We start from the raw sequence: 26,474 nt of genomic DNA, 5'->3' as shown, positions 1-26,474 counted from the left end.
ACCACGAGCGCTTTTCAGTTACATGTAGATTTTTTTTAGGGAAAGCGATTTTTGACGCTTTATATAATCCAAATATCATTGCTAATGGAAATATGGCTAATATACTCCAAGCCAAAATGGTAGTAGTGTTAATAGTCGTCGTCGGTGCAGAAAAACCTAGCGCCAAAGGATAAACAAAAATCATTATGAAAGCATATATACATACAAAAAAGATATACAGAAAACGCATGCTATAGTTCCTTATTAATTGGCCGGATTAGATATCCGATGGACTCAATTAAGTCAAGGTTATTTCCACTAATCTTTACAAATTGGACATAGGCAAGACAGGAAAGTTTCGTGAATTGCCTCGGTTGTGCGGCAAAAGATCATGTCCGGTTCCCACCTATAGTGCAAGTGCTCTTTGTTCATCAAGCCGCGGTTGGGAATTTATTGGTGCTAAGGCGACCTACTTTGAGCTAAGGGTACATCATAAATAGCGATTTTTACCACTTACACACTCAAAAAACTCAGTTATGATACTTTCAATTTTTTGTCATCATCATACTGAGAGATATATGCTTACATCCAGAATTCCTGAAGCAACAGCGGAATTAACTCCCCGCCTTGAGGCCCTACCCCTATCTACTGCGCGTGAGGCTCTCATTAACAATCCCGACAAACCAGCTGCGTGGTATAGGTTGGCTTTAGCCTATGAAGAATTAAAGGATAAAAAATACCATCGAAATTTATTCATCTGTGCGCAAGAGCAAGACAGACTAAACCCTAAGATAAGTTCCATGCTAGGTTATTGTTATTTTACTGGTATTGGAATACCTAGAGACTGGCCAAAAGCTTATGCATGCTTTTCAGCCAATGCAAAAGCCGGTGATGGGTATGCTGTATTGGCAGTGATACTCTGTAAAACATTAGGAGTGGGTACAGCACCTGATTATAAAGAAGCTTTCGATCTTGCTTTGCGGCTCGTAAGAAACGCTGAAGAACTGAAAAAATTAAAATACGAAGACTTAATAAAACTTTATAACTTCTTAAGAAATTATTATGGATTTGGGTTGGGGACAAATGAAAACTTTTTATTATCAAATTATTTTTTACTTTGTATTATACAACTCAAGGGACATAAAGAACTCCCCCCCTTGCCCGATGAATTGAAACAAGATCAACCGCTGAAGGAGCCATCTCAGGCTAATATAGAGAATTTTGTAGGTTCATTCTTCTCACTCTATAATGTTACTTTAGATCAACTGAGAACTAGAGATGTAGAAGGTATAACATTCTTAAATCGATTGTTGATGCATTCAAGCCATTCAAAGGTCATCATGAAAACACTTTGGCTTCGATTTGCAGAAAAATTTTGTGCAGATGATTTTAATAATCTAAAACATATCAAGCTGTCTGAGCAAATTTCGTGTGAAACGCTAATTGCCATGATAGTGAAATGTAAAGACAAAATTGATATTGACATCAGCATAATTGAATTAATCAGAAGCAAAGTTGAATTAATCAGAAGCAATTCGATTGAAGGTCAATGCTGTGCACTTAATATTCAATATCTTATTAGAGATATCATAAAGTTAAATTTATATCTACTGCAGGTCAAATTAAGCGATGTGATTAAGCCTTTTAGTGCTTCACCCAATGTATTCCATTTCCTGTTGAATAATCTCTTGTATACTCATGGGGAAATCGATTCAGAACACCTTTTTTTGGCATTGTTGAATAAATTTAGTGCTGATTTAGACGCAAAATTCTTTACGACCGGCGAAGCTGGTTGCACAATTCTCACTAACTTAAGTTCACTATCTCGTAAAGGTCACCAGACCGCCGTGAGAAATATTTTATTCCAAACTAAAGGGAAAATTACTGCTAACGCTTTGAGGATGTTAGGTTTTACTCGTCAAGCAAGATTATTGTCTGATTTTAGACCACTTGTGGATGCACGCAATGAATTTTTTAAAACGCTTGGACTGATTTCGAAACAAAAAGCTAACCGGGCTGAGACAAACGTGGTTCTGAGGCTAGTTAAACTTGCAGACGAAGCACATACACTAGGATATTCAAACGCGCATTATGATTTAGGGGAGTATTTTGAATCTCAAGGTTGCTTAGCAGAAGCTTCAACAGCTTATTCTAAAATGACACCCGCTGGTAAAAAGTATCAAGCAGCAATGCTGCGTGGTTTTGAGATTGAACATAGTCATGCGCTTAACGGGCTAGAAATTTCCAAACTTCAGCATATTAAGAAAGCCATGTTTTTTCTGATAAATTGTGATCAAGAACAACAAAATAGTCATATGTTTATTATGTTTAATTTGTATTCTGTCGCCTTACAAGGTGGATTAGATCACTTACCCGCATTTGATGCAATGAGTGGCTTAACACAAGAAAATTGGGAAACCAAATTTAAAGAAATGATAGACCCTGTTCAACTCATAACGCCAGTGCCGCCGGTATTACGGTTTTCAGTAGTTGAATCGGGACGCACAAGCGATTTGTCAAAAGATACTAACGATGCTTTAGAGATAGTGGACAGGTATACCGACGACACTAGTTCGCAAAAGAAAGGTCTAGGGTGGATATCCATTTAGCAAAAGAGCAATTATCTGCATGGTATTGTGCTATTAATCCCTTTATAACGGTACCCACGTTAACGGATAATAATCAAATATGGACAGACAGTCGCGATATTTTAAATTTAGCTGCTAAAAATGCGGCTGATACATGGTATGACACCGATCCCTACTGCTGCCTGACATAGAGAAAATTGTTTCTGCTCACTATCAAATCTCTATTGAACATCTTACCTTTGGCAAAGCAATGGCAAAATACCTCTGCTTCATAAACTATTTCCTTATATGCTAAAACGCATGATAAAACAGCTTAAAAACGACGAGCAAGCATCAACCAATCCGGTTGCCATACAAAACAAAATTGCACTCAACAATGAGCGGTTGCACTACTTTTAAGGAGATTTAAAGATAAAATTAAATCAACGACGTGAAGAGATTCGCGAATATATCAAACTACTACCTTCTACCTCTGCATTGCTATTTGGCGCAAAACCAAGCTCTGCTGATATCGTGACTATCGTGTTGTTTGCTAGGTTGTGCATGATTGGCGAAGATAATCCAATAAATGAAACCCCCTGGTTAGTTAATTACTTTGAACGTATGAAGATTCGTCCTGCATTTATTAAATCTGATATTTGGCTAAAATTTAAACCATGGCGAATTTTATTAAAGTACTAGGTAAATATAATTTTAATCTGTGAAATAAACTCTAAATTACATTACGGGTTTATAAGGTCTATGCGGATGTTCGATTGTTGTGGATCGGGCTTAGAATTTTCTTAATTATCTATCGCATGCAACTGGAAAAGCGGTTACACAACACACTTTTACAATTTTTGATATAAGTAATAACCAAAAAAAAGGATATAATTCGAACACACAGCTAAATTACTTGAATTTAATAATCAAGCAAGATAGCATCTGTTTGCATTATTTAGGTATAAAAGAATATAAGGTTTTGTGCGATGAGAAAAAAAGAGAAAGTTTATGCTGCTGTTGAAAATAATAGCTTAACAGAATTAAAAGGCTTATTAAGCAATGATCATACAACGTATTATGATGTGCAAAAAGGCAACCTCTTGCTTGTCGCCGTTAAAGCAGGCCATGCAGATATCGTGGAATATTTAGTAAAACGTGAAGAAGAAATATATTATCGTTCTAAAAATCACACTGCATTACGTGCATACGAGAGTCTTAAACCAAGCAGCATAGAGGAATTGATTAATATAACAGAGTTAAAAGAAAACTGTTATCAGAAGCTATATTCAAACATTCACTTACATCGATGGGACAAAATTGAAGAAGTTAAACAAAGTCCATTAATTGAAGCTATCAAACGTCAAAATTTGCCAGTTATAAAGGCTATTGTTCAATCTTCGTTATTTTTTGAAGCAAGTTTTAAAGATACCAAAGGCAATACACCATTACATTACGTTGGCAAAATAAAAGATGCTAGTAAACGTAAAGAAATAGCAGTTCTTTTAATTAAAAAAGGTATGGATATTACGCTCAGAAATGACAAAGATGAACTTCCTTGTCATTATGAAGAATTTGAAGAAACTCAAAATAACATTAAAAGAGGGATTTCAATTCCTTCTTTGAATCGGTTGTTTTTTCGCAACAATATCCATTCCTTTGTGGTTGCCTCTATCGCAGTAGTAGCTTTGCTGTTAATGCATGCCTCTTTTCCAATTGCATCCATATTCGGCATTATTGGTGCAATAGGATATCATATTGCAAATGTCTCACACCAAATTTCTGTTGATAGATATAAACTAGCTCAGCAAAATCAGTTAGCTTCGGAAGTGTTTTACCAACTTGATAAAAAATCTGATAAAGAAATCACCCAATATTTACAAAATAAAAATATGTCATTAACAGAAATTCAATCATGTTTAAGAGGAAGAGTTACAAGAAAAATTGTTACAGATAATCATTTGGAATTAGCAGGCTATCTCTATCAAAATAATTTTGATTTAATTTTTGCATTAGCAGTTATTTTTGTTAATCCTACTATGATGCAACATTTTGCAAATAAAGGAGCGGCTTTAGAAAACAATCCCTATTTAACACCTGAAGGGAAACAGGAATCTGTCCTCAAAGCCATCGATATTTTAGAAAAAAGATATAAGAAAACAGGATATATTATAAATAAGCGGGATAACATGAAGCAAAAATTTGATGAGATGCGTAAAGTTATCGAATTAAAAGGAAAAAGGGCTTCCAGTGTCACACTTGCTTTTAATATGCAAAAAAGAAATATAAATAAATCTACTCCTATTGCGAAAACAAGAATACGGGTAGAAAAAACCCAAAGAGCAAGAAGATAAATTTTAAGAAATCTTTGCCGTTTACTGGTCTGAACGGCAAATCTTCATTAAATTCTATTATGGTAGAAATAGGATAGAATGAACAATTAAGAAGGTGAAGTAGGAAGATCTTAAAATTATCCGCCATTATCAGCTTAATTATCTCAGCACCCTTTTCTATTGTAGCAAGCACAGTAGAAGCTCAAAGCCAACCGAATAAGTCGAAAATAAAGTTAAAGTACAATCCCTGGTTCAATGAATACAATCTAAATTAGTCACACAGTGGTATACTTGCCCCCTTTGCATCAAGCATGATAGAGGTGACGTATTTCCTCTATGACAATAAAAAAGGAGTATCTCAAGGAAGACCCAAAAGAAAAAAAGTATCCAGTTAGCCATCTTACCACTGATTTCGGAGCTCCGGTTCCCAATAATCAAAACAGCATGACAGCCGGCACTCGTGTTCCACTTCTAATGCAAGATGTGTGGCTGATAGAAAAACTTGCCAATCTAAACCGTGAAAATATTCCTGAGCGTCGGATGCATGCGAAAGGCTCTGGTACTTTCGGTACCTTCACCGTCACTAATGATATTACAAAATATTCCAAAGCTAAGATTTTTGAAAAGATGAGTAAGAAAACAGAAATGTTTGCCCGCCTCACTACGGTAGCTGGCGAGCGTGGTGCCGCCGACGCAGAACGTGACGTTCGTGGATTTGTTTTGAAGTTTTCAAACATTTTTGCAAATAATGCCGAAGGTTTTAATCACCTAATTTCCTGGCTCAGAAATAAAAGTTGATTATTTACATACCTACATGGAATCCACCAGCACCTATGGCGAACCCTTAGCCGAATTTCTGATTGATAATCATTTTAAGGTAAGCACTGTTAATCCAGCAAGGATTAAAGGTTTTGCCATGAGTGAATTAATTAGAACAAAAACAGATAAGTCTGATGCATCATTAATAGCTCGGTTTTGCGAAACAATGAGCCCAGAAGACTGGAGTCATAAAATATAAAATGCTGACCTTCAATAACCTGATGTGCTTGTGTTTGGCCTATTACAAGCAAGAGGCTAAGTAAAATTCCTTTTTTCAATGAAATGCTCCATTTTGAAATTCTTGATGCTTGTCTAAGGTAAAAGCATCTAAATTATCCCATATTAAAAACCTAGTTTCTAATGAACTTTATAAATTAACTCATATCGTATCAATCGTCTCGTACTACCTAAGCTGCATGGCTTGATGCTAATCAACCAGAGATAAGGGGGGCAGATATGCTAGCTTCTTGGTCTCATCATGCCACTGGTGCTAGTGATACCATTTCTTGCATTTTTTGACTCGGGATTTGTCAATTTTAGCGCATCAAGTTGGTCATCCGTTAATTTTTCCCTCAAAGAATTAAGTATCGCATTTTGCGCTTTATGGGGTAATTTATTAAAAAGATTCAAAGTGCTAGATTTAGAAAATTCATCATATAGATAACTATCGGTTGTATGTTCAATTAATTCACTAATAATATCAACTCTACCATTTTGAAGCGCATAATAGATCGCAGATTGACCATTTTTATCACATTGTTCAATAGGAACGCCTCGTGCAATCAGGGCTTTTGCCAGCTTTAGATTATTCACATGCATCAGTGGGGTTTTATTTTCTGTGTTCGTACTAACTGTCTTTGCTCCATTTCTGAGTAAATCTAATGCAATATTTCTTTGATTAGACATTACTGCACACATTAAAGCATCATTACCTAATGCATTTTGATAGTCGATATTAGGGTTTTTAGCAAGAATCGCTCTAACCACTGAGGGAGGCCCTTCTTCCGCTGCCAAGAGTAACGCCGTAGATTGATGCTCATCCATAATACTATTAATATCTTGTTCAGACATTTGTGCTATTAACGAAATGGCAATATTGGGAAATAGTTTAGCCTCTTTAATGATGGTCATTAAGTGCTTTTTGATAAAATCTGAATCTACTTCAATATGAGCACCTTCTCTGATGAGAAGATAGGCCATTTCCCATCTCTTATTTTCTAATGCAAGTATCAACGCTGATACACGAAAACCATCTTGATTAAGATTGACTTTTCTTTTAAGAAGTTCTTTAAAAAACTTATGATTGCCATCGATAATGGTTAGCAAAAGCGGTGTTAATCTCTCTTCACCAACAGCATTAATATTAGCGCCATTTTCAATTAAAAACATGGCGAGATCATTATTCTTATAAACTGAACCATATAATAGCGAATTGCGAATAGAATCAGGAAATTTATCAAACCAAACTTGCATCATATCCATATTTTCCTGGGTGAGAATTGCATTCAGAGGATCCTCATAAGTTCCCCATGATAGCGTGTTAGGATCTCTTTTTTCCAATAGCTTATTGACAACTTCAATAGCATTATTTTCAATGGCCAAATTTAACATTTCTTTATAGGCAGAGTCACTTTGAATGATATTTGAGAATTTTTCTAACATCTCAATAGCAATATCACTTTGCTTTAACTTTATTGCTTTCTCTATTATGGCGACTAACTCTCGGTCTGAAATAACAACTTCTCCAGCAATCATATTAATAAATAATTTTGCGATTTCAATATGTTTATTTTCTATGGCAAAAGGAAGGCCATCGCTCACGTCTTGAATCATGCCTTCAATCTTTTCATCGAGATTATCCTCACCACATAATTCATTTATTCTTTCAAGTACACTCTTAACAAGTTCAATATTATTATATTTAATTGCAAGCATTAATGGAGGTAATTCATGGGAGGATTGAGTGATAATCTCATCACTTGTAGCAATCAAAGATTGCGCATAGTGTGTTAGATTGAGTCGTATAGCTGTATGCAAGAGTACATCGCTAATTATTTCAAGCCTACCTCGGCGCCGAAGAGGTGGCATTTTTGCATCTTGACTTATCAAATGAAGGAAAATATCACTGTGTTCTTCAGTTAAACTGTTGCATGCAACACGCAACGGTGTGCCTCTGGCTGTCTGTATATTGATGTCAGCACGATTTGCAATTAAAAAATGATAAAGAAGAGAATTATTCGCTTCAATCGCGGCCATTAAGGGTGTCTTACCAGATTGATCGCTTGCATTAACATCTGCACCACACTCCAGCAAAAACGCTGCTAAGTCACAACTGCAATTACCTGCATAGCACATAGCATTTTTTATTAACTCTGGATGTTTAGTAAATAGATTATTGATTATTTCATGATTTTCAGATTGCAGTATTTTAGTCAAAACTATATTATCAATTTTGATATTGTTCTCAATCAGTAATTTAACGATATCCCACTGTGCATTATCTAATGCAACACTATAAACCTCACTCTCAATTTCAGTTTTATTTTGGATAATTTTTCTCGCATAATCCAAATTTCCCGCCTTCACTGCAAGAATTAGTGGTGTTTCTCGCAACCCTCTCTTATCAACGATATAACTTAAAAATGCTTCAAATTCACCCGGGTGTGCTTGTTCAAGATATTCATACAATGAAGCGAAAACTTCAGGTTTTATAATAGATTCCTTATTGACCAACGCTTTGATAAATGGGGGCAAAGAACTTCCCATTGCACAATTTTTGAGGTGGCGGATTGTTATTTTTGCTTCCAATGATAGTTGCTTAAAAAAATCTTCCCATGATGCTTCTGGAACAGCATGAACCATTTGCTGAATTAACTTTTCTTCAAGCTCACTTTTGAAATCAAGATGTTGATTGCAGTAATCAATTACTCCTTCTAAAAGCATTTTTTTATTAGATTGGTCACTATTTAACTCATCTAATAATTCTTGCAACCTCGACAATCGTGTAGCATAAGTAAAACGTTTATATTCCTGGTTCGTTTCATTGAGCAAATCACTAGCAAATGCTGTCAGCACTTGAGTTGATCTTTGTGCTTTTAACAATGGGAGTAAGCCAGCGATAGCGGCTTTTTTGTTAGCAATTGCGCAAGTACCATATTTCTGTGCTTTTAATGGAAAAGCATGGAATATAACAGGTTGTTCGATATCATCTTTTTGCACAATATTACGAATATGCTGCTCTATGACTTGTTGGCTACTTTTTCCGCAAAATATTTTGATATCTTCTTTCGTTAATGGATGAACTAAAGGATAGATTATACACCCCCCTTTTGGATGTAAACCTTGACCACGGTTGCCAACTATTAAAAATTCATTAGTCGCTGCGATCGTAATAGAATGGCCTCGCCAACCACTGGGAAGAATAACAAATTTATTTTTCTTATAATAATCATCATGCTTTTTAACTTGAGCACCTAAAGAAGCATAAAAATCAATATGATTAAAGGCATCTTTAATTTCATCAAATTCTGTCAAAAAATCATCAGATGGTTGATAGTCATTGAGCGATTCATTAAATACATTGATTGCCTCGTGCGGCCTCATCCCTGAAAAAATAAAATTCTGAGAATCTATTTTGTTACTTTGATTATTTTGATAATTAAAAGTTTGCCCTCGTTCTTTTAATCCAAGAAAATGTGTGGAAACTCGCCTTGTCTTAAATGGTCTTAAAAAATTAGCCAGATCCATTTTTATTTCAGGGTTTTCTATTGAATCTAATAACAAATCAAGTTTTCCATCATATTCAGCTCTGTGCAGCAAAGTAAAATCAGATGCTTGAGTTAATATCACTTTCTTTTTTTCATCATCATTTAAGGAGTGAATAATGGCTAATATTTTTTCAAAAGGTATTTTGTCGGTTAATGCAAGTGTTGTATCATACCCTTGATACGTAACTTTTTTTGTTAATATAGCTATTTTTGTATTGTTATTTGGCAAATTTGACATTAAGCATTCTATCAACCAATCAGGTTGTAAATCGTTTTTAAAATATTTATCAATCAGCGCACTATCTCTTATAATCTCATTCCAATCTTCAGGTAATAGTTTTTTGACCATTTGCACTAAAAAATGTTTTTTTAGTGCAGCGTCTGCTAAGTTTTTAGAGGGTTCAATAATCTTATCAATCACACGCATACCCTCTCTGCCAGAAAGGAGATAAGACTTTAATTCGTTTGAATTTTGCTGGTTGACAAGTGTAGCTAAATCATAACCCGGTAATAATGCTTGCAAACTATCACTGTTTTCTGCGATAAAATCATGCAATTCTTCTGACATTACCAAATACTCATCAAACTCTAATGTCTTTTAGTATCTAAAAATCGAGAAACAGTTCAATCACTTAATTATTACTTACACCTTATAAATAAGGGGTCAAGTATTCCGATGACCTTTCTTCATCCAGTCATCAATATATCTACCCCTTCTTTGTTTCTCTTACACTTATTGCTTAAAACCATCAATAAAATGGGAGCAAAAGATTAGTAATAGGTCACCGTTTCGTCTGAATAAGATCTTAAGAATTATTAAAATAATCATTAACTTGCGAGATATCATCTACATAAAACTATTTTATTGCGCTAATAACATATATATTTAAATTAGAATGGCAAATTGGATCTATTTTAAAATGCCAAATGAGACAACTTCCGCTCAAAAAAGACAAACCGCCTGGGAAGGAATAAAAGATTCTTTTCAAGATATTTCTGATTCTAAAATTGGCACTGGAATCGGAGAATTAATGAAGGTGGCAGGCGGTCTATCAGTTAGAGCAAACACGGCTGTTTTAAAATTTGCAGGCATTGACTCTCTTCGAAAAAAAAATCTTAATACTCCTCAAAAAATCTTACTCTCTATTGGTATAGGAACAGCTGCTGTACTCACTGGTGTATGCGTAGTAGGAGGCTTATTAGCAGTTGGTACAATGGTACCGCCTTTTACACTTGCAGCTGGATTAGCGGGTTTAACCAGAGAATCATTATATTTATATCAAGATGGCCGTGAACGACGTAACCTTAATCATCAAATTGGTACCTTTACAGAGATTGAGAAACAACTTGCCAAAGCGGCTATTTCACCCGGTGAAAAAGAAACGGTTATGGCTTATGCAACTATGCAGCGAGAAATGTATACAGCGCTTTATGAGTTGAGAAAAAACTTAATGCATCTGAAAGCGCCAGATAAAATTAATAACCATGACCAAGATCAGTTTTTGGAAGAACAAAAGATAATGGTTGAGCATGCGAATCAATTAATTACTGAATTCAGCCAAGGTAAACCTATTAACCAGGAACTATTGCATTCTTTAGATAACCAAATAGTATCAAAATTAGTCCAACCCGACTTGAGTGTACATGAGGGGTTAATAGCAGTAAGAGCGCAAATTTCACAGATAGAAAAGCAAAATCAAACTTATGAACATGCAGTTGATCAAATTAGATTCGATCATATTAAACTTCCTAAAAAATTAAAAAATGCGATTGAACAATATCGTGAGGTGCAAAATAAAGTTCATGCTCAAGATTTACCAACTCATGTAAAAGACAATCTTTCCAGCATGATGGAAGGTAAAGATATTTCACAAGAAAAGCTTCAAGAGCTTTATGTGCAAATGGGTAATCATTTTTTAAATGAAACAAAATTTGAACAATTAATAGCGGCAAAAAGAGCAAATCAAGTTCGTATTGAAAATTCAATTGATAAAATTGAAACGCTATTACCCACACTTACTGAAGGCCTTGCAAAACACAGAATTGAACTAGCACTGCAGCACATAAAAGAACAATCCAATCAATTCAACCCAGAAAATGCTGCAATATTATGGGATCGATGTAAAGAATGCCAAGACGTATTATCAGATCTGGGAAAATCTTCTCCCAAAGATAAAAAAGTGGCAAAAATGCTAAGTGCGCAATTTGAGAACGTTAAACAAAGCACCAATAATTTAAAAATCGTAGAAGAAGAATTAGCAAAGACTGAACCTCAACCCTTTTCTTCTCCTAAACTAGATTTAGGAGATAAAAATAAATCAGCAACTAACCGTGAAGCAGTAAAAGATATTAAAGAATCACGACATTCCATCGCAAAATCAATTAAGAAAAATGTGTACAAAACACTTTTTGGCAAAGATGCCTATGAAAAACAACAGCAACGGTCACAGAAGAAAAAAGTATTTAAAAAAGAACATCAAATACAATTAATGAATAATTTTTTGAAGCGTCATGAAGGTGTATTTGGTTTAATCGAAAAGAAAGAAAGATTGCATGCACTTAAAGCAATCCGTAAAAAAAGATTTGCCAATATAGGTCTTTCCCTTGGAAACGTTGCAGTTTCTGCCACGGCCGTTGGATTAGCAGCCTCTGGGGTCGGTGCCGCTGCCTTACCTGTATTTGGTGCAGTGAGTATAGGTTTCACAGTAGGTACATTGGGAAATTCCATGGTGATAGGAAAACAAGAATATGACTCAAAAATGAAGGTTGATAATACATTAGATCAAGCTGGAATGAGTGTGTCTCCCGATTTAAGTCATGATATGAAAGTCCATCGTAAAGCAAAAAAACAAGTAAAGATACAAAGTTCAGAAAAGGAACAAAATGTTACACAACTACAAAGCACTGCGGAGAATCCCATTCGTAATGATCATGAACCTCAACATTTAAATACGGGAAGGGCATCCTTTACTCCCAAGTTACAAAATTTTAAAAGTCAGCACCCCACAACGCCATCTCAATCCATATCACCATCTCAATCTAATGACAATGAAGCTACACCAACAGTTCATGTAACACCAAAATAAAAAAGGAGTCAGATACTCTCTTGAAAATCAAGTAGATGTTGTGGTCCATTCGGGATCAAAAGGTCAATTTGATTTTCAAGAGAGTATCTGACCCCTTTTACATTCACACTTAAGACTTTTTCTTATATCCCCTCAGAACTTATTCTGTTACGAATAAAGCTAAAAGCTTTTCTAGCAGAAACGTCTTGAGTCTCGATAAAGCTTGAGATTCAGTTACCTAAAACGAAAACAAAAAATGTCTTTTTTAAAAAAAATCTATAATACAATAACTTATTCAAAGCCGTGGTATTATATTTGGGAACTCAAATATAAAATGGCATTCCGCTATATTTATTGGCTTTTGAAACGCAATGGTATTACTGCACCAGCAGGTAAAGATCCTTTATGGCATTACCTTTTAGAGGATTTAACCAGCGCAGCATTTGAATCGGAAGATGGCTTTGCTATTAAAGATTTATATATTATTAATAATCGCATTCTCAAAATCAGAGGATTTAGCCTAATTTCCCTTACCCACAATGCTGAGAGTATTAAAAATTTTTGTGATGTGAATGCGCGTGAAGCCTATTTGATTTTAGGCGGACTCATTCAACTTCCAATAATTAATGCAAGTGATTGGTCTCCTGAATCACAACAGGAAAAACATCAACTTATCAGAACCTTACACCAGAACTCATACCGATTATGGATAAGCATAAAAAAATCTTGTCAACATTTACCCAATACGTGGCATCCAGGGCAACACTTGCCATTCAATATAAGCATGCAAGCCTTTTCTATATTGGGTTCGGTATTATTCTCCTTAGATGCTCTCCCCAATGAACTGTTTCCGCTCATTGAACGATTTGAGCAGATTTGGGGCAATCCACAGCAATTTAGCGCACATGATTTAAGAGAAAATGTCGAGGCTTTTCAACACATATCACAAATCCTACATCAGCAGCGTGAAAATATCAGTCTTGAGCAACCTGATTTACTGAAGAATGTTCACAAAAATCAGCAACCCAGAGTATTACATTTACATTCTGACCAAAATATTAATATAGCAGCTTATTTTGCCTTTTTTGAAAACATGTCTAAAGCCATGATTAGCTTATTCACTGTTGTTTTTGCAAAAGAAAAATGGTTGAGTAAAATCATTGAGGAACGAAAGCGTCTTAAAAGGGAACTCCATTACCATCAGATTTCTGCAAATTCTGAAGAAGGTTTCAATTATATATTAAAACATTCAGAAATCTTTGACCGTTTCCATATGGAAGTTTTACGTTTTTGGTCTGTTGCCCCTGTCATACCGCGAATCAATAATAATTTGATTGCCAATAAAATATTGAGCTGGGGTGATGACATGCGCATTTTAGACGATTTTACGCTTCCTCCCAGATCACTAGCGATTGTGCCACAGTACGCTATCTCTCGTTCAGCAGAATGGAGTAATCCTAATCAATTTAACCCGATGCGAGATGAATATGGTTTTGGAAAAAAACCTTTAGCTCAAGGAGCAGAAAATAGTTTTCGTCGATGTCCTGCAAAAGAAATGACACGAAAGTACTTTTACGCCATGATGTGGTGGTTTCCCAAGTATAACGAAGTCCATTTAACCAAAGAAGAACGCAAAATTCTGCGTAAGTCGCTTGCAAAAGATGCCTTTTATCGCCCTTTAACAACGGTAGAAACTCAGCTAGTGATTGGAAAACTAAAAGGTAAAGAAAGGTGCCAGGTATACCGATGACCTTTCTTCATCAAGATAGTCTAACTAGGGCCTCATCGGTATACCTGGCCCCTTTGCTTTCTACCTGTTTCTAGCAAATCCATTTCAATTGGACGATATGTGGCTTGACGCCTGATAGGCGGGCAGCAAGTATCTGCAGTTGCATCAATACAATCCGTCGCTTCATGAGCGCCATAGGCAGCCACTACTAACGCACATGGATTAGCATTCATGAAAGCCTCTACTGAAATAAAACACCATCCCGTCATGACGGTTAATCGGCCAATTACTTTGGTTAATAGGTTTTCCAAGGGATAATCTAACTCTTCAGATGATGGATCATCATTCTGTCTTATATTATTACCTATCATAATGGTCTATTCTTCATCATACGTAACAAATTTAGCAGGCTACATGTATGTTTTTTTAATTACTATCGGAAAAATGCTTATAAAATAAAGGGGACAAGTATACTGATTCCCCTTCTTTATCCAGAGTATCTAACTAGGGTCATCGGTATACCCTGAGGTATCCCCACGAATATTACTAGATAGTATCGTCATTGCGAGCAGAAGCCGCTGTAATAGATTGAAAAAACACCAAAATTACACGGCTGAAGCGAAGCAATCTATCTGAATATATTTCTTACGGAACTCTGTAAGATAAATACTCAGATAGATTGCCACGCAAAAGACGTTAGGGCTTATCATTTTTTTACGTTTTCCCCGCGTCTTTTGCTCGCAATGACCAAAAAATTTCGTGGGGATACCTCAGTCGGTATACCTGCCCCCTTTTATTGGTGCATGATAGATATCACGTATCTCATCTAGTTAACAGTAACAAGGAAGATCTCATGGAAGACTCAAAAAAAGAAAAGAAATCCTCAGTCAGTCATCTCACAACTAATTTCGGGGCTCCAGTTCCCGATAATCAAAACAGTATGACAGCCGGGCCTCGTGGTCCCCTTCTGATGCAGGATGTGTGGTTAACAGAAAAACTTGCCAATCTAAATCGGGAAAATATTCCTGAACGCAGAATGCACGCCAAAGGTTCCGGTGCTTTCGGTACCTTTACAGTCACCAATGATATTACAAAGTATTCAAAAGCGAAGATTTTTGAAAAGGTAGGTAAGAAAACAGAAATGTTTGCTCGCTTCACAACGGTAGCAGGCGAGCGTGGTGCTGCCGATGCAGAGCGAGACATTCGCGGTTTTGCTTTGAAGTTTTACACTGAAGAAGGCAATTGGGATATGGTTGGCAATAATACGCCCGTTTTCTTTTTGCGCGATCCTAGAAAATTTCCCGATCTCAATAAAGCGGTTAAGCGCGATCCCAAGACGAATCTTCGTAGTGCCACCAACAATTGGGACTTTTGGACCCTTTTACCTGAAGCCCTTCACCAAGTGACTATTGTGATGAGTGATCGTGGTATTCCCAAAAGCTATCGTCACATGCATGGGTTTAGCTCGCATACCTATAGTTTTATTAACGCAAGAAATGAGCGATTCTGGGTAAAAATGCATTTCAGAACGCAACAGGGAATTGAAAATCTAACGGATGCAGAAGCTGAATCTCTGGTAGGGAAAGACCGCGAAAGCCATCAACGCGATCTTTTTGCTGCCATTCAACGCAAAGATTTTCCGAAATGGACGATGTTCATCCAAGTGATGCCCGAGATTGATGCCGACGGCTATCGACTTCACCCGTTTGATTTGACAAAAGTTTGGTACAAAAAAGATTATCCACTCATCGAAGTCGGTGTTTTTGAACTGAATCGTAACCCTGAAAATTTCCATGAGGATGTCGAGCAAAGCGCATTTTCACCGAGTAATCTCGTACCCGGCATTAGCGTGAGCCCAGATAAAATGCTTCAAGCTCGTTTGTTTGCTTACAGCGATGCACAGCGCTACCGGCTCGGCGTTAACCATCATCAGATCCCAGTGAACGCTGCCCGCTGCCCAGTTCATAGCAATCATCGCGATGGAACTGGTCGAAGCGATGGCAATTACGGCGGCCTCCCTCATTACGAGCCAAACAGCTTCAAGCAGTGGCAGCAACAGCCAGAATACAAAGAACCACCGATAACCATTAAAGGCAACGGCGATTTTTGGAACTTCAACGAGGATGACGCTAATTATTTCGAGCAGCCTGGCGCACTTTTTAGATTGATGACGCCTGCTCAGCAACAGGTGCTTTTTGAGAATACAGCGCGGGCCATGGGTGATGCATTGGAATTTATTAAATTCCGCCACATTCGTAACTGCCACGCGGCTGATCCGCAGTATGGCGCTGGAGTCGCCAAAGCTTTGGGTTTAAACCTGAACGAAGCTTTGGAATCTAAAAAATCGGATCCGGCGCTAGACAGTCCTGCTGCTTTGCCCGTGTAATCATGCGTCCCTTTTCCTAAAAAAAAGATCAGGTATACCGACTAGGGTCATCGGTATACCTGGCCCCTTATTCGAACATCAATAAAACCGCCATTTCATCCAGTAAAATTAATATGGTAAATCCAGTACCATCTCCTACGCAATTAAGGAGAAAATCAGATGCTTACAATGAACGCGGCGCTGCAAAATGATAAATCTAAAGAAATTATGGATATTCTGATATCAATAAGAACAGAAGCTGAAAAATGCGATGCGCTAAAGCAAATATTTTTTGTTTCCCCATCTACCCTTAAAACCACTTATTCTGATGATAGAAATCTTCTTCATGTCGCCAGTAAACTTGGCTTAATGCAAGTTGCAAAGTTATTACTTGATCTCAATTTTCCTTTAAATGAAGCTGATCAATTGGGCAATACCCCATTACATCATGCAGCAATGAATGGTTCGGATGCGTGTGATTTAATCATGTTATTCATAACACAACCAACCATTATACTGAATCCTTTAAATTTGAAAGGTAATACGCCATTACACGAAGCGATACTTAATAAATCTCCAAAGTATGTTGAATTATTGTGCACACATCCTAAATGCAATTTAATGCTTCGTAATCGCATGTTGAAAACACCTCAAGAAATGGTTGATGACATGCAACCCTCATTCGCCAAAGATCATTTAATGATGGCTTTAAGTTTACCTCTTTTCAAAGCCATGCCCATAGCAACTTATGATGATATTTTTTCATCAAATGAAAAAGTGCAAGATAATAGTAAAAATAGCCAATTTTCGGAACTCGCCAGACGTTTTGAAAAGTTAAAATTAACTATGCATGAAACGAAATTGGCAAACCCACCCAGGCTAAACCAAAGCCAATATGTTCTACCCTTGACATATGACACAGAAAAACCGACTTATGCTACTCCTATTACTTTAAGTGAAATCGATTTTATTTTGGGAAAAATAACCAAAATTGAAAATTACCTAAAAACAAAAGGTGATCCAAACTTATTGCTCAAGTCCGTCACGATAATACCCTCCATTCGCATGCCATTGATTTTTTATGCTTTGCTACATAAGCAAAAAGAGATTATGCTACTGTTAATCGAGTACAATGCCGTGTTTACACCTGCCAGCGCTACAAAATTAAAAGGAACATTCAGAACATTAGAGAATGACGCGCTTGCTAGCTTTATCCAAGAGATGTTGTTTAATTTACTTCCTCGTTATGAATACAAAGCCTCTGTATTATATAAATTAATAGAAGAGTCTGAGTATAGTTTTCAGGAATTATTGGTAAAGCATGGTTTACCTAAAACGTTTCATCATGACACTGCCTTAGGTAAAAAAACGACAGCATTGTTGTTCCCTGAAAATACAAGAAAAGCTAATGCGGCTATGTTTGTATATAAACTTTGTTCAGGTACCCATCCTTCAAAAATTCGTCAGTTCGATGTTCTTTATATTAATCAATGCACTTTAGGATTGCTTGATCAGTTCACACCTGATGAGCTTTTAGAATTACTTGCAGCATTAACACCGACATTCAATGGGATTCAAAGATTGATTGGACTCTATGTTTTAAAGCAAATTTTTATATTTAATATAGAGTTAAATTACGACTTTTCTGATTCATTTGATATCAAACTTAAATCACATCTTCATAAATTTTATAGTACTGACCTCTGTGCGGGGTTACTGAATTTATTCAATCATATACAAAACTTAAGAAATGATGCAGTTTTTTTAAATTACCATCAATTAAACTATTTTCTTATGTTACACCCCTATCAACGCAAGCCATCAATTTATGAATATATTGAAAAAACCCTAGACGACAATCCTTCTGATATGACTACCATTGCAAAAACATTGGCAAACGAATTTCGTATTCCTATTATGCAAGTGCTTCGAAATACTGATTTAAAGGAATTTAGAGGTGATATCTGGGGAGTAAATAAAGCAAAACGAGATATTAGTTCGCCACATTTTATCATTTTCGAAAAACGATGGGATGCTATTGCCATCTTAGTAAGAAACTGCGTTGAAAAACAACATGCCACTAAAAGGAAAGCCAGCGCATTCAAATTATTTACCTTTACAGCTGTCGCTTGTTTGAATCATTGCATTGACTTTGATGCAGATTGCAATACGGCTTGTGCCATTTACCTGGGGCTAGAAACATTAAGCCATAGAGAGACCGAACAAATTTATGAACTGCTTGACAGCAAAACAAAAGAGACCTTTTCAACGTTAAAAATATTCTTTTCTCCTTCACCCAATTTTAAACCACAACGTGAATTACTTAAGCTCACCACTTCAGCCATTCCAAGAATCGCTATTTATTGTCGTGATAAGCTGCCTTTGGTTGAAAATAGCGGGGTGAGTGATTTTGAACTCCTTGGAAAATTACTGTTACCTATTTTGCATTGTAAAGCAAAATATAAAACCTGTTTTATGGAAACTACCTATAACCTCGAGTTTGAGTTATACAGATTGAATCCTCCTTTTGAATTATTACCCAAACCACAGAATACGCTTGAACGTGAAGCTGAATCGCCGTTCAGCCTTGATTCAGCTTCTAAAGAAAAATCAACCAACAGTCCTAAAAGTAGGACAATCAGTGCGGGTCAATGTGCCCGATCTCGTGGCCCAAGTCGAGAAAGTAGCCCACGCACTCAACATTCTGGTGAAAAGACGATGAGCATCGATAACTTATCCACTAATTTAGCGCAAAGTCCTTCAAGAACCCCCGTATTTAAACGCAGCCACACAGAGAATAGCTCTAGAGAATTCATTTCAGGTGAAAGAAAAATGAGCATTGATACGCTTTCTACAGTGGATTTGCCGAAAGTACCCAATATTCCCGATGAAAGGCCATCTCGCAAGGTAGTCAATTTAGAAAATCAGCCACTTGAACAAAATGATTATAGCTATGAGCAGCCTAATCCAGCTATCACACCGCATTTTACCAATGATTTAAAAATATCTAAAAAGAAACATAGGCAAGCAGTGAATGAACTACTGCAAAAAAAATTGACTAGACAGACGAGCGATCATCCTTGATTTCGATGGCAGCAAAATCCTTTTGACGGTTCTGCTGCCAACATGAATGTAATTAGAGTTTAAATCCATGTTTTGAAGGTGTATCTAGTTTTCTTTCAACTTTTCCTTCAATGCGTCTTTTAAGCGCAGCACGCTGAAATTTGTTTTTGACTTCGTTAATTTTCTTCAAATTCTTTTCTTGCCATTGCAACATTTGCAACTTATTACGAGCTGGCTGATCATTTGTGATAAGCTTTCCATTTTCGTCAAAATGCGCATGTTCGGCTCGTTCAAATGCATCATTTAAGGTATTAATAATACCTTTACAAAGAACAAGTTCTTTTTCTATGTCATTGATATGCTTTCTGGTGCTTTCTAAAGCTTGATCATATTTCACTTTATCTGTTGCTTGCGTCACATAATGATAAACGGTTTTGCTAAGATAATAAGTCCAAGCGATAGCGCAAGCGGTTAACAAGAAAGTTCCGCCTAATGAACCCCAAAGAAAGAGCCCGCCACTGGCGAGTTGTGTGTTAAATATACCTGCAAAGAATGGCATATTGTTAATGCCCAAAAAGGATACTGCTGCTGCAAAGCACCCTTGTGTATGCAGGCCAATGCTAGCCGCAATTATCGCCATCGCACCAGCGCCGTATTTAAATGGTGTCATATTCATGATGTTTAATACCTATAACAAAAAAAGAGTTCGTGCTCCCTTTATCCCAATTTGTATGTTGGATAAATAAAAACGAAAGTATTATACAAATGAAGTTTGCTAACATCAACAGGTTCGAATGTAGTTTTAGTGCTTATTGGTATTTTTAACTATCTTAAGGTTCATTTTATTTGACAATATATGTTATATAACTGATTAAATAAACCATTTCTTGCTTATCCCTTCATTTTGCCTGGTTTACTTATTCGGTATGATATCAGCATGACATTAATGTTTAAGCTAGCATCATGAAAAGCCATCACCATTATCTTAATCGGCATTTTAAAGATCTCCATTGGTCTGAGAAAACCATCGATTCCACCGAATTTGATAATTGTACTTTCTCAGGCTGCAATTTTAGCCATGCTCACTTTATGCAATGCAAATTTCATGAATGCCATTTTATTCGTTGTAATCTAAGTTTAATCAAAGTAGCAAAGTGCTCCTTTTTCGAGACACTGTTTGAAGAATCCAAAGCGATTGGCATCAATTGGACAACTGCTGCCTGGCCTAATATAAAACTCGGCAGCCCACTGCGTTTTCAAAAATGTATTTTGAATGATTCTTCTTTTTTGAACTTAAGTTTACGCGAAATGATCATGACAGAATGCAAAGCACATGATGTTGATTTTAGAGAAGCGGATTTAACCCAGGCAGACTTTAGCCATACCGATTTTAGCAATAGCTTATTTAACCAAACACACTTAGCAGAAGCCAATTTTGCGGAGGCTATTAATTACAATATCAATATTTTTCAGAATGATGTTAAACGTGCAAAATTTACGCTACCCGAAGCAATGAGTTTATTGCAACATTTAGATATTGAATTGCTTAATTGAAGGAGTAAATCTAAGAAAGTGCTAAGCAGCAGGAGCAGTCCCATCTCTTCGTATCACCATATCATTTTCACTCTCTGCATCAGACTGGTTTAAACCTCTTTCAATATGACCATCTTGAAAATAATGCATATATAAACGCAATATAGAAGGTGGACTTGTTACATTATTCTGAATTGTCGCTAATCTAATTAGTAAATCTTCTTCTGTGCCATGAAGAATGACTAAGTTCCCAAGACGCTGTCGAAGGTGTTGCGCAACTTGGTCTTGTGTATCTTGTCTTGTTTGTACTGCTTCTTCTCTTATGTAATTTCTAAGATTCAAATAAAACTTAAGCAAGGCAACTAGGATATATAAAAACTGTGCGTAAATTGTAAAAGTAATGACATTTTGAAATATCTCCAATATATCCATCCACATCTAGAAACTCTTTTCACTTGTAAAAATAAAACAGAAAATCTTATCAAATTGGGCATGACATAAATATAAGATTTTTTCTTACGCTAAACCCTTACCCAAAGCAATGAGCTTATTGCAGTGCATTTATCACATGAAGGAATTTAGTAAAAAACTCATCAAGATAATCATCAGTGCCAACAGCATAAAAGCGGCAAAAAGCAGCCACTGACCAATATCATTTAAAACATTCGCCAATCCTGGGTGTCCAAAGTATGAGGCACCTACACCTAGCCCAGAAATACAATTGCTAAGATGAGACAAACCGCTGTGTAAAAAGGGAGAGTTCTTTCTTTAAAGCTAAACAAGGAGCTTCTCCTGGATGCTGCGGCAAGCCGCAGCAAGTCGTATACTTTAGAGAAGGAGAAAATTAAGGCTTAGCACGCGGTTTTGACACTTCTTTGAGGGTTGCTAGATCGGCTTCAAAATTATCCATCAAAAGAGGTGGTTTAAACTTTGCATCGCTGCCAGGCTTACCCGAGACCGATTCATAGGCATAATACAGATAGTAGCCAAAGGAACCCTTTCCACCTTTGCCTGAACTCCATTTATCATACGCTTGGACTTCTTGTTGCCCAGGATGGCAAATCACACCAATCGCAATCGATTTTGCAAAATCATCTTTTGCCACTTGTAGCCATTTTGATTTTTGTGCCTGCAGATGGTGTTTATCCACCAAATCAGTAATTTTTTTGAAATACACTTCTGCTAAGTAGCCATTAGCATATGATAATCCACCTTCAGAGGCTATTCTAACCGCATCTGACGTCAAGTAAGCATTGAGTGCATTCTTTTCTTGTTGATAATCAAACATGCGATTGATGAGCGATGATGAGCTATCAGGGCCACTTGAGCTACTCATAAAACCTCCAGTTCACACTTGATGTTGTCTATAAATTAAATCATCACTATAGAACAAAATGAATAACAATTGGTAAGATGTGAAAGGTGTACATACTTATACACCTTGCAGGCGGTTGACTTTTCTTTCAAGATTTTGAGATTTATGATCATAATGTGTTTGTTGCGATCGCTGCTTTGAAAAAATAAGAGGTGGCTTTTGCTTTTCATTTTGCTTTTGGCTTAATAAGGCTTCTATCGGCTCATTACGAAAAAGAATGGCTAGATCTAAAGCAGATTGCCCACTTTTATTTCTTACGTGGACATCGACACCGCTATCCAATAATGTTTTAACGATATCTTTACTTTCATCCATTACCGCAATCATTAATGCGGTATCTCCGTGGATGTCTTGCTTATTTATATTAAAACCTTTTAAACTAGTAATAGCTTTAATAACATGACTATCTGCTCCATTACCAACAGCATGATGCAATATCGTTTTCTGCGATTGATCTACACGATGAATATCAACACTAGGCGCTTTTAGCAACCGTTTCTGCAAGTCAACATCGATGCCATAACTTAATGCATGAGACAATATGGTTCCACCCTCATTATCAATCACAAGGTGTGGATTGAGTTTCCCTTCAACAGCAAGTTTAGCGAGGAATGCTATTTCATCATTCGCACAACAATGCGTTATCTTTATGTTTGACACGTCGGCAACATCCTTTGCATTTTGTTTGTTGGCGTAGGATCTTAGTAAAGCTAAGAATATCTTTTCAGATTTAAGCATAATAGCTCGGGTGACAGGGCTGAATCCGTGTTGATCTTTAAGGGTTAAAGCAGACTGTGGTGCTGATTTTAATATATTGATTACTTTTTGTTCATCATTTTCCATTACTGCGTAATGTAATGGGGTAAATCCATTAGCAGAAGCCTTAGCTTGCGAACGCGCTTTTAGTGCTCGTTCATTTTTTGTTGTCATTTTGGGATTGTTATAAAACTTATAAGCATCAAAACCAATATCGATGCTTTCACCCGGAGCCAAATTGTTTTCTTTAATATAAAAACTTTTTATAATATGCTCAGCCAAGGATTGTGCACAAGTAAATGGTTGCGTTTTATTCTTAGCATTTGAATTATAATATTTAAATTGCCTATCTTTGGTTACATACAAGCTCACTGCATGTTCAGGCAAATGAATATCAACCACCGTTTCAGGCCAACGCTGCATAAACGCTAACATTTCAATTAATTGTGCTTTACTTAATGATAATCGGTTATACCCAAACAGGTGACGCAGACTTCGGTTGCTGGCAGCACTTTTTATTAAATCATATTGTTTAATTCTTTCTCTTTGTTGAATATTGAGTTGCAATTCATCTATTGCAGCAGAGTCGGAATGAAAAACTGCAAGATCATTAAGCAACTGATTAAATACTTCTTCTGGGTTTTTATAGAGCTTACGCAAAGAGCCTGGAAGATTATTTGCGTTTATTAAGAATTGTTTTTTACCGTTCCATTTTATCAACAATTCTAATATATCAAAATATTCTTGCTCTCTTCCTTGCGTTAAATAAACCATATATAAAAACGACCAACCATTACAATTACCAACATCATTTAATGCCTTTTGGCCTTTTTTATCTAAAAACCTCCTAAGCTTTTGCTCAAGGTTAAGTTGACCAATATCGTAGAAGGTTTTGCCATATCCTGCGATTGTATTGGGTTGAATATGCTTATTATTTAAAAGCAGTTTGATACCTTCATCCCATTTTGCATTCGCTGCGATATCTAAAGCTGTCCTACCAAAAATATCTTTATGAGCTAAAGACCCTTTAAATCGACTATCTTTCAATAGTGTGATAAGTGCTGATGCATCTTTTCTCTGAGCCGCAAGCTGTAATGCATTCATTTCTTCGAAATTGGTTTGCAATGGATTTTTTAGGATATTAGACTGTAAGAGAAAATCTATGATGCTTTTGTTTTTATTTAAAATTGCGACATGCAAAGCAGAATTTGAATCAGAATCTATGTGATTAATATCGAGCCCATGATTGATTAATGTCTTTAACGATTGAACATTACCATTAAAGCACACATACTGTACTAGACCAATACCTTCTTCATTGAGTACATTGATATCCCCAGTAGAAACAATCTCATCCAACAAATCCTGAGGGATAATAGCTTTGTTAACCAAGGTAACCAGATAGGATTTTAATCTTCTATTTAACGCCATGACATCTCACTTTGATTTCTAATTATTTTTAAAGATGTTAATAATAAAATGCCATATTACAAGCCATTAAAATTTTTATAACATCATTTCAGATGAGAAAGGTAAATAGCAGGACAAGAAATAAAAAGCATCGAACATACTTAAAGATCGGTGCTTGGGAAGGGGTATATCTCTCAATTTAGTTTTTTTTCATCATCAGGTAAGAATTACGTTGATATACACTAAATTACCAACTTTTCTTAGTCATAAAGTTAAGTTTTCTTGAAACTCTATGTTAAGCTGTCGACCCTCGAAAAATAAATAAAACGAGGCCTTACAACTTTAACCCGTTATTTACATGAGACAGCACTATGCCATTTTTAAAAGTGACAGCCAACGAATGGAAAAAAGCACGAGAATTCTTTGCGAGGCTTACTCAAAAACAAATTAATAAAGATCCTAAATTGAGTAGAAAGTCGCAAAATGGCACAGAGCATTCATTCGTAAAAATAAATGACAGAATTGTAGCGTTAGCAAATAAAAAAGAAGGTATTTTAGGTAAAGGGGGGTATGGGCTTGCTAAAATAGCACAAACGCAAGATGGCCAACCTTACACGATTAAGATTGAAAAAGGCACTTTAAGAAAAGCGAATAATACTGAATTAATGGCGATGAAACAGGCTGATTACTATCATGGTGAAGCTGCAAGAGGATCAAAGAACAAACGCTATACCTTGCTACCTTATATTGAAGGAACTGAATTAAAAAAATTAGTCAACAATAAGTTAAGTTACACCCAAAAACTGATTATTGCCATCAAATGTTGTCAAGCGATTCAACATGATTTTCATGCTAAACGTGTTATTCATGGTGATATAAAAGGAAGAAATTTTGTAGGTAGTATCGAAAATCAGAACATCCAGATGAAAGCCATCGATTTAGGTTATTCACTTGTATTACCCGAAAATACCAATAACATAACCTATCGTGCCAGAGGTACAAAGGGTTACACTGCCCCCGAGATATTATCTAAAAGAGAATATTCATTTGCTTCAGACGTTTATGCATTAGGAATGACAATGCGTAAGTCCTTGCGTTTACCCGCTATTCTATCTAAACCAATGATTCATACGCAAAGCAGTAAGCGTTGTTCTCTTGAAAAAGCTATTGCGACACTTATTCATAAATTAAAAAGTAGAGGCGACCTGCAAAAGCCCGCTATACAATTGATTACAACATGGGAAAATGAACAGAACAGTCGACAAGGCAAGCTCAAAAGTGCTCATGTTAATAAAGGCAAAAGAAGTAACGCTCAACATGAAACAGCTCAACGTCCCAGTATCAATCAAAACACCAACAGAAAATTCCCTGTAAAACTCTTAATGGGTTCATGCTTTGCTATTTTAATCGCTGGTTGTGCTTTATTACCATTAAGTCAGGGACTCATTTTGGGATTCACAGGCTGTCTGCTAGGTCTTGTAGTGAATAGTACCCATCAAAAATGGAGCACTATCTCAGCTAAAATAGCTGCGACTGCTACTCCTGCACTCGATCAAGAAAAAAATGAGGCTAATGAACATCCACCACAAAAGCATTTTTTACCCCACCAAAAAATTGTGAGGAAAAGAGAAATGCATCACACCCATACTACGGCAAGTACTAAAAAGAAAACGAGACGAACGATAGGCAGATGAGCTAGTAACAAGAGGATTT

At 36.3% G+C, this 26,474-nt stretch carries 16 protein-coding genes and 1 pseudogene; 11 read left to right on the top strand and 6 right to left on the bottom strand.

Features of this window, described 5'->3' with window-relative positions; all coding sequences use genetic code 11:
• The first annotated feature begins 515 nt into the window (after positions 1-515).
• The 5 genes and pseudogenes from HT99x_RS04440 to HT99x_RS04420 all read left to right on the top strand — a co-directional run bounded on the left by HT99x_RS04440 (position 516) and on the right by HT99x_RS04420 (position 5,897).
• Positions 516-2,588: an SEL1-like repeat protein gene (locus HT99x_RS04440; RefSeq protein WP_158003402.1), complete on the top strand. Its 2,073-nt coding sequence runs from the start codon at positions 516-518 to the stop codon at positions 2,586-2,588.
• The gene (locus HT99x_RS04435; RefSeq protein ID WP_075066851.1) at positions 2,573-2,758 is read left to right on the top strand and encodes a glutathione S-transferase N-terminal domain-containing protein; all 186 of its coding nucleotides are present in this window, start codon (positions 2,573-2,575) and stop codon (positions 2,756-2,758) included. The genes HT99x_RS04440 and HT99x_RS04435 overlap by 16 nt, the downstream gene beginning before the upstream one ends.
• Positions 2,759-3,535: 777 nt before the next feature.
• Positions 3,536-4,900 carry a hypothetical protein gene (locus HT99x_RS04430; RefSeq protein ID WP_075066852.1) on the top strand — a complete coding sequence of 455 codons (1,365 nt, stop codon included), beginning with the start codon at positions 3,536-3,538 and terminating at the stop codon, positions 4,898-4,900.
• 315 nt (positions 4,901-5,215) lie between these two features.
• Positions 5,216-5,608 (top strand): annotated as a pseudogene (locus HT99x_RS04425) (catalase); the annotation flags it as partial.
• Between the two features lie 85 nt (positions 5,609-5,693).
• On the top strand, positions 5,694-5,897 hold the full coding sequence (locus tag HT99x_RS04420) for an IS110 family transposase (protein ID WP_075066853.1): 204 nt from the start codon (positions 5,694-5,696) through the stop codon (positions 5,895-5,897).
• 260 nt (positions 5,898-6,157) lie between these two features.
• Here the strand turns inward: HT99x_RS04420 and HT99x_RS04415 are convergent, their stop codons facing one another.
• On the bottom strand, positions 6,158-10,033 hold the full coding sequence (locus HT99x_RS04415; RefSeq protein ID WP_075066854.1) for an ankyrin repeat domain-containing protein: 3,876 nt from the start codon (positions 10,031-10,033) through the stop codon (positions 6,158-6,160).
• Positions 10,034-10,385: 352 nt separating this feature from the next.
• Between HT99x_RS04415 and HT99x_RS04410 the strand changes: the two genes are divergently transcribed.
• Complete coding sequence (locus HT99x_RS04410) at positions 10,386-12,551, top strand: hypothetical protein (protein ID WP_075066855.1); 2,166 nt, start codon at positions 10,386-10,388, stop codon at positions 12,549-12,551.
• A 313-nt stretch (positions 12,552-12,864) separates the two neighbouring features.
• A complete protein-coding gene (locus HT99x_RS04405) occupies positions 12,865-14,280 on the top strand; it encodes a cytochrome P450 family protein (RefSeq protein ID WP_075066856.1) in 1,416 nt (471 codons plus the stop codon).
• Positions 14,281-14,312: 32 nt separating this feature from the next.
• On the opposite strand, the gene HT99x_RS04400 is transcribed toward HT99x_RS04405, so the two are convergent.
• Positions 14,313-14,630, bottom strand: a complete 318-nt coding sequence (locus HT99x_RS04400; RefSeq protein WP_075066857.1) for a hypothetical protein — start codon at positions 14,628-14,630, stop codon at positions 14,313-14,315.
• A gap of 482 nt (positions 14,631-15,112) precedes the next feature.
• On the opposite strand from HT99x_RS04400, the gene HT99x_RS04395 reads away from it, so the two are divergent.
• Both HT99x_RS04395 and HT99x_RS04390 read left to right on the top strand, forming a co-directional pair.
• Positions 15,113-16,645, top strand: coding sequence for a catalase (locus HT99x_RS04395; protein WP_075066858.1), 1,533 nt, complete (start codon positions 15,113-15,115; stop codon positions 16,643-16,645).
• Positions 16,646-16,804: 159 nt separating this feature from the next.
• Positions 16,805-19,708, top strand: a complete 2,904-nt coding sequence (locus HT99x_RS04390; protein WP_075066859.1) for an ankyrin repeat domain-containing protein — start codon at positions 16,805-16,807, stop codon at positions 19,706-19,708.
• A gap of 52 nt (positions 19,709-19,760) precedes the next feature.
• On the opposite strand, the gene HT99x_RS04385 is transcribed toward HT99x_RS04390, so the two are convergent.
• A complete protein-coding gene (locus HT99x_RS04385; RefSeq protein WP_075066860.1) occupies positions 19,761-20,363 on the bottom strand; it encodes a hypothetical protein in 603 nt (200 codons plus the stop codon).
• A 287-nt stretch (positions 20,364-20,650) separates the two neighbouring features.
• On the opposite strand from HT99x_RS04385, the gene HT99x_RS04380 reads away from it, so the two are divergent.
• Complete coding sequence (locus HT99x_RS04380) at positions 20,651-21,241, top strand: pentapeptide repeat-containing protein (RefSeq protein ID WP_075066861.1); 591 nt, start codon at positions 20,651-20,653, stop codon at positions 21,239-21,241.
• Between the two features lie 21 nt (positions 21,242-21,262).
• Here the strand turns inward: HT99x_RS04380 and HT99x_RS04375 are convergent, their stop codons facing one another.
• From HT99x_RS04375 to HT99x_RS04365, 3 genes are all read right to left on the bottom strand, one after another.
• Positions 21,263-21,658, bottom strand: a complete 396-nt coding sequence (locus tag HT99x_RS04375; RefSeq protein WP_075066862.1) for a hypothetical protein — start codon at positions 21,656-21,658, stop codon at positions 21,263-21,265.
• Between the two features lie 406 nt (positions 21,659-22,064).
• On the bottom strand, positions 22,065-22,556 hold the full coding sequence (locus HT99x_RS04370; protein WP_075066863.1) for a hypothetical protein: 492 nt from the start codon (positions 22,554-22,556) through the stop codon (positions 22,065-22,067).
• A 96-nt stretch (positions 22,557-22,652) separates the two neighbouring features.
• Complete coding sequence (locus tag HT99x_RS04365) at positions 22,653-24,782, bottom strand: ankyrin repeat domain-containing protein (RefSeq protein WP_259565484.1); 2,130 nt, start codon at positions 24,780-24,782, stop codon at positions 22,653-22,655.
• Positions 24,783-25,132: 350 nt separating this feature from the next.
• Here HT99x_RS04365 and HT99x_RS04360 point away from each other — a divergent pair, with 350 nt between their 5' ends.
• Complete coding sequence (locus HT99x_RS04360) at positions 25,133-26,455, top strand: protein kinase domain-containing protein (RefSeq protein WP_075066865.1); 1,323 nt, start codon at positions 25,133-25,135, stop codon at positions 26,453-26,455.
• Positions 26,456-26,474: the final 19 nt, after the last annotated feature.

It is taken from the genome of Candidatus Berkiella aquae (assembly GCF_001431295.2).
Lineage (GTDB): Bacteria > Pseudomonadota > Gammaproteobacteria > Berkiellales > Berkiellaceae > Berkiella > Berkiella aquae.
The sequence above is the reverse complement of the archived record's forward strand: the minus strand, read 5'-3'. Positions and strand labels throughout refer to the sequence as shown.

Excerpts from the sequence above, each read along its gene's own strand:
- HT99x_RS04415 (WP_075066854.1), bottom strand. The coding sequence starts at position 10,033 with ATGTCAGAAGAATTGCATGATTTTATCGCAGAAAACAGTGATAGTTTG.
- HT99x_RS04395 (WP_075066858.1), top strand. The coding sequence starts at position 15,113 with ATGGAAGACTCAAAAAAAGAAAAGAAATCCTCAGTCAGTCATCTCACA.
- HT99x_RS04385 (WP_075066860.1), bottom strand. The coding sequence starts at position 20,363 with ATGAATATGACACCATTTAAATACGGCGCTGGTGCGATGGCGATAATT.
- HT99x_RS04405 (WP_075066856.1), top strand. The coding sequence starts at position 12,865 with ATGGCATTCCGCTATATTTATTGGCTTTTGAAACGCAATGGTATTACT.
- HT99x_RS04420 (WP_075066853.1), top strand. The coding sequence starts at position 5,694 with ATGGAATCCACCAGCACCTATGGCGAACCCTTAGCCGAATTTCTGATT.
- HT99x_RS04360 (WP_075066865.1), top strand. The coding sequence starts at position 25,133 with ATGCCATTTTTAAAAGTGACAGCCAACGAATGGAAAAAAGCACGAGAA.
- HT99x_RS04390 (WP_075066859.1), top strand. The coding sequence starts at position 16,805 with ATGCTTACAATGAACGCGGCGCTGCAAAATGATAAATCTAAAGAAATT.
- HT99x_RS04375 (WP_075066862.1), bottom strand. The coding sequence starts at position 21,658 with ATGTGGATGGATATATTGGAGATATTTCAAAATGTCATTACTTTTACA.
- HT99x_RS04400 (WP_075066857.1), bottom strand. The coding sequence starts at position 14,630 with ATGATAGGTAATAATATAAGACAGAATGATGATCCATCATCTGAAGAG.
- HT99x_RS04430 (WP_075066852.1), top strand. The coding sequence starts at position 3,536 with ATGAGAAAAAAAGAGAAAGTTTATGCTGCTGTTGAAAATAATAGCTTA.
- HT99x_RS04370 (WP_075066863.1), bottom strand. The coding sequence starts at position 22,556 with ATGAGTAGCTCAAGTGGCCCTGATAGCTCATCATCGCTCATCAATCGC.
- HT99x_RS04440 (WP_158003402.1), top strand. The coding sequence starts at position 516 with ATGATACTTTCAATTTTTTGTCATCATCATACTGAGAGATATATGCTT.
- HT99x_RS04365 (WP_259565484.1), bottom strand. The coding sequence starts at position 24,782 with ATGGCGTTAAATAGAAGATTAAAATCCTATCTGGTTACCTTGGTTAAC.
- HT99x_RS04380 (WP_075066861.1), top strand. The coding sequence starts at position 20,651 with ATGAAAAGCCATCACCATTATCTTAATCGGCATTTTAAAGATCTCCAT.
- HT99x_RS04410 (WP_075066855.1), top strand. The coding sequence starts at position 10,386 with ATGCCAAATGAGACAACTTCCGCTCAAAAAAGACAAACCGCCTGGGAA.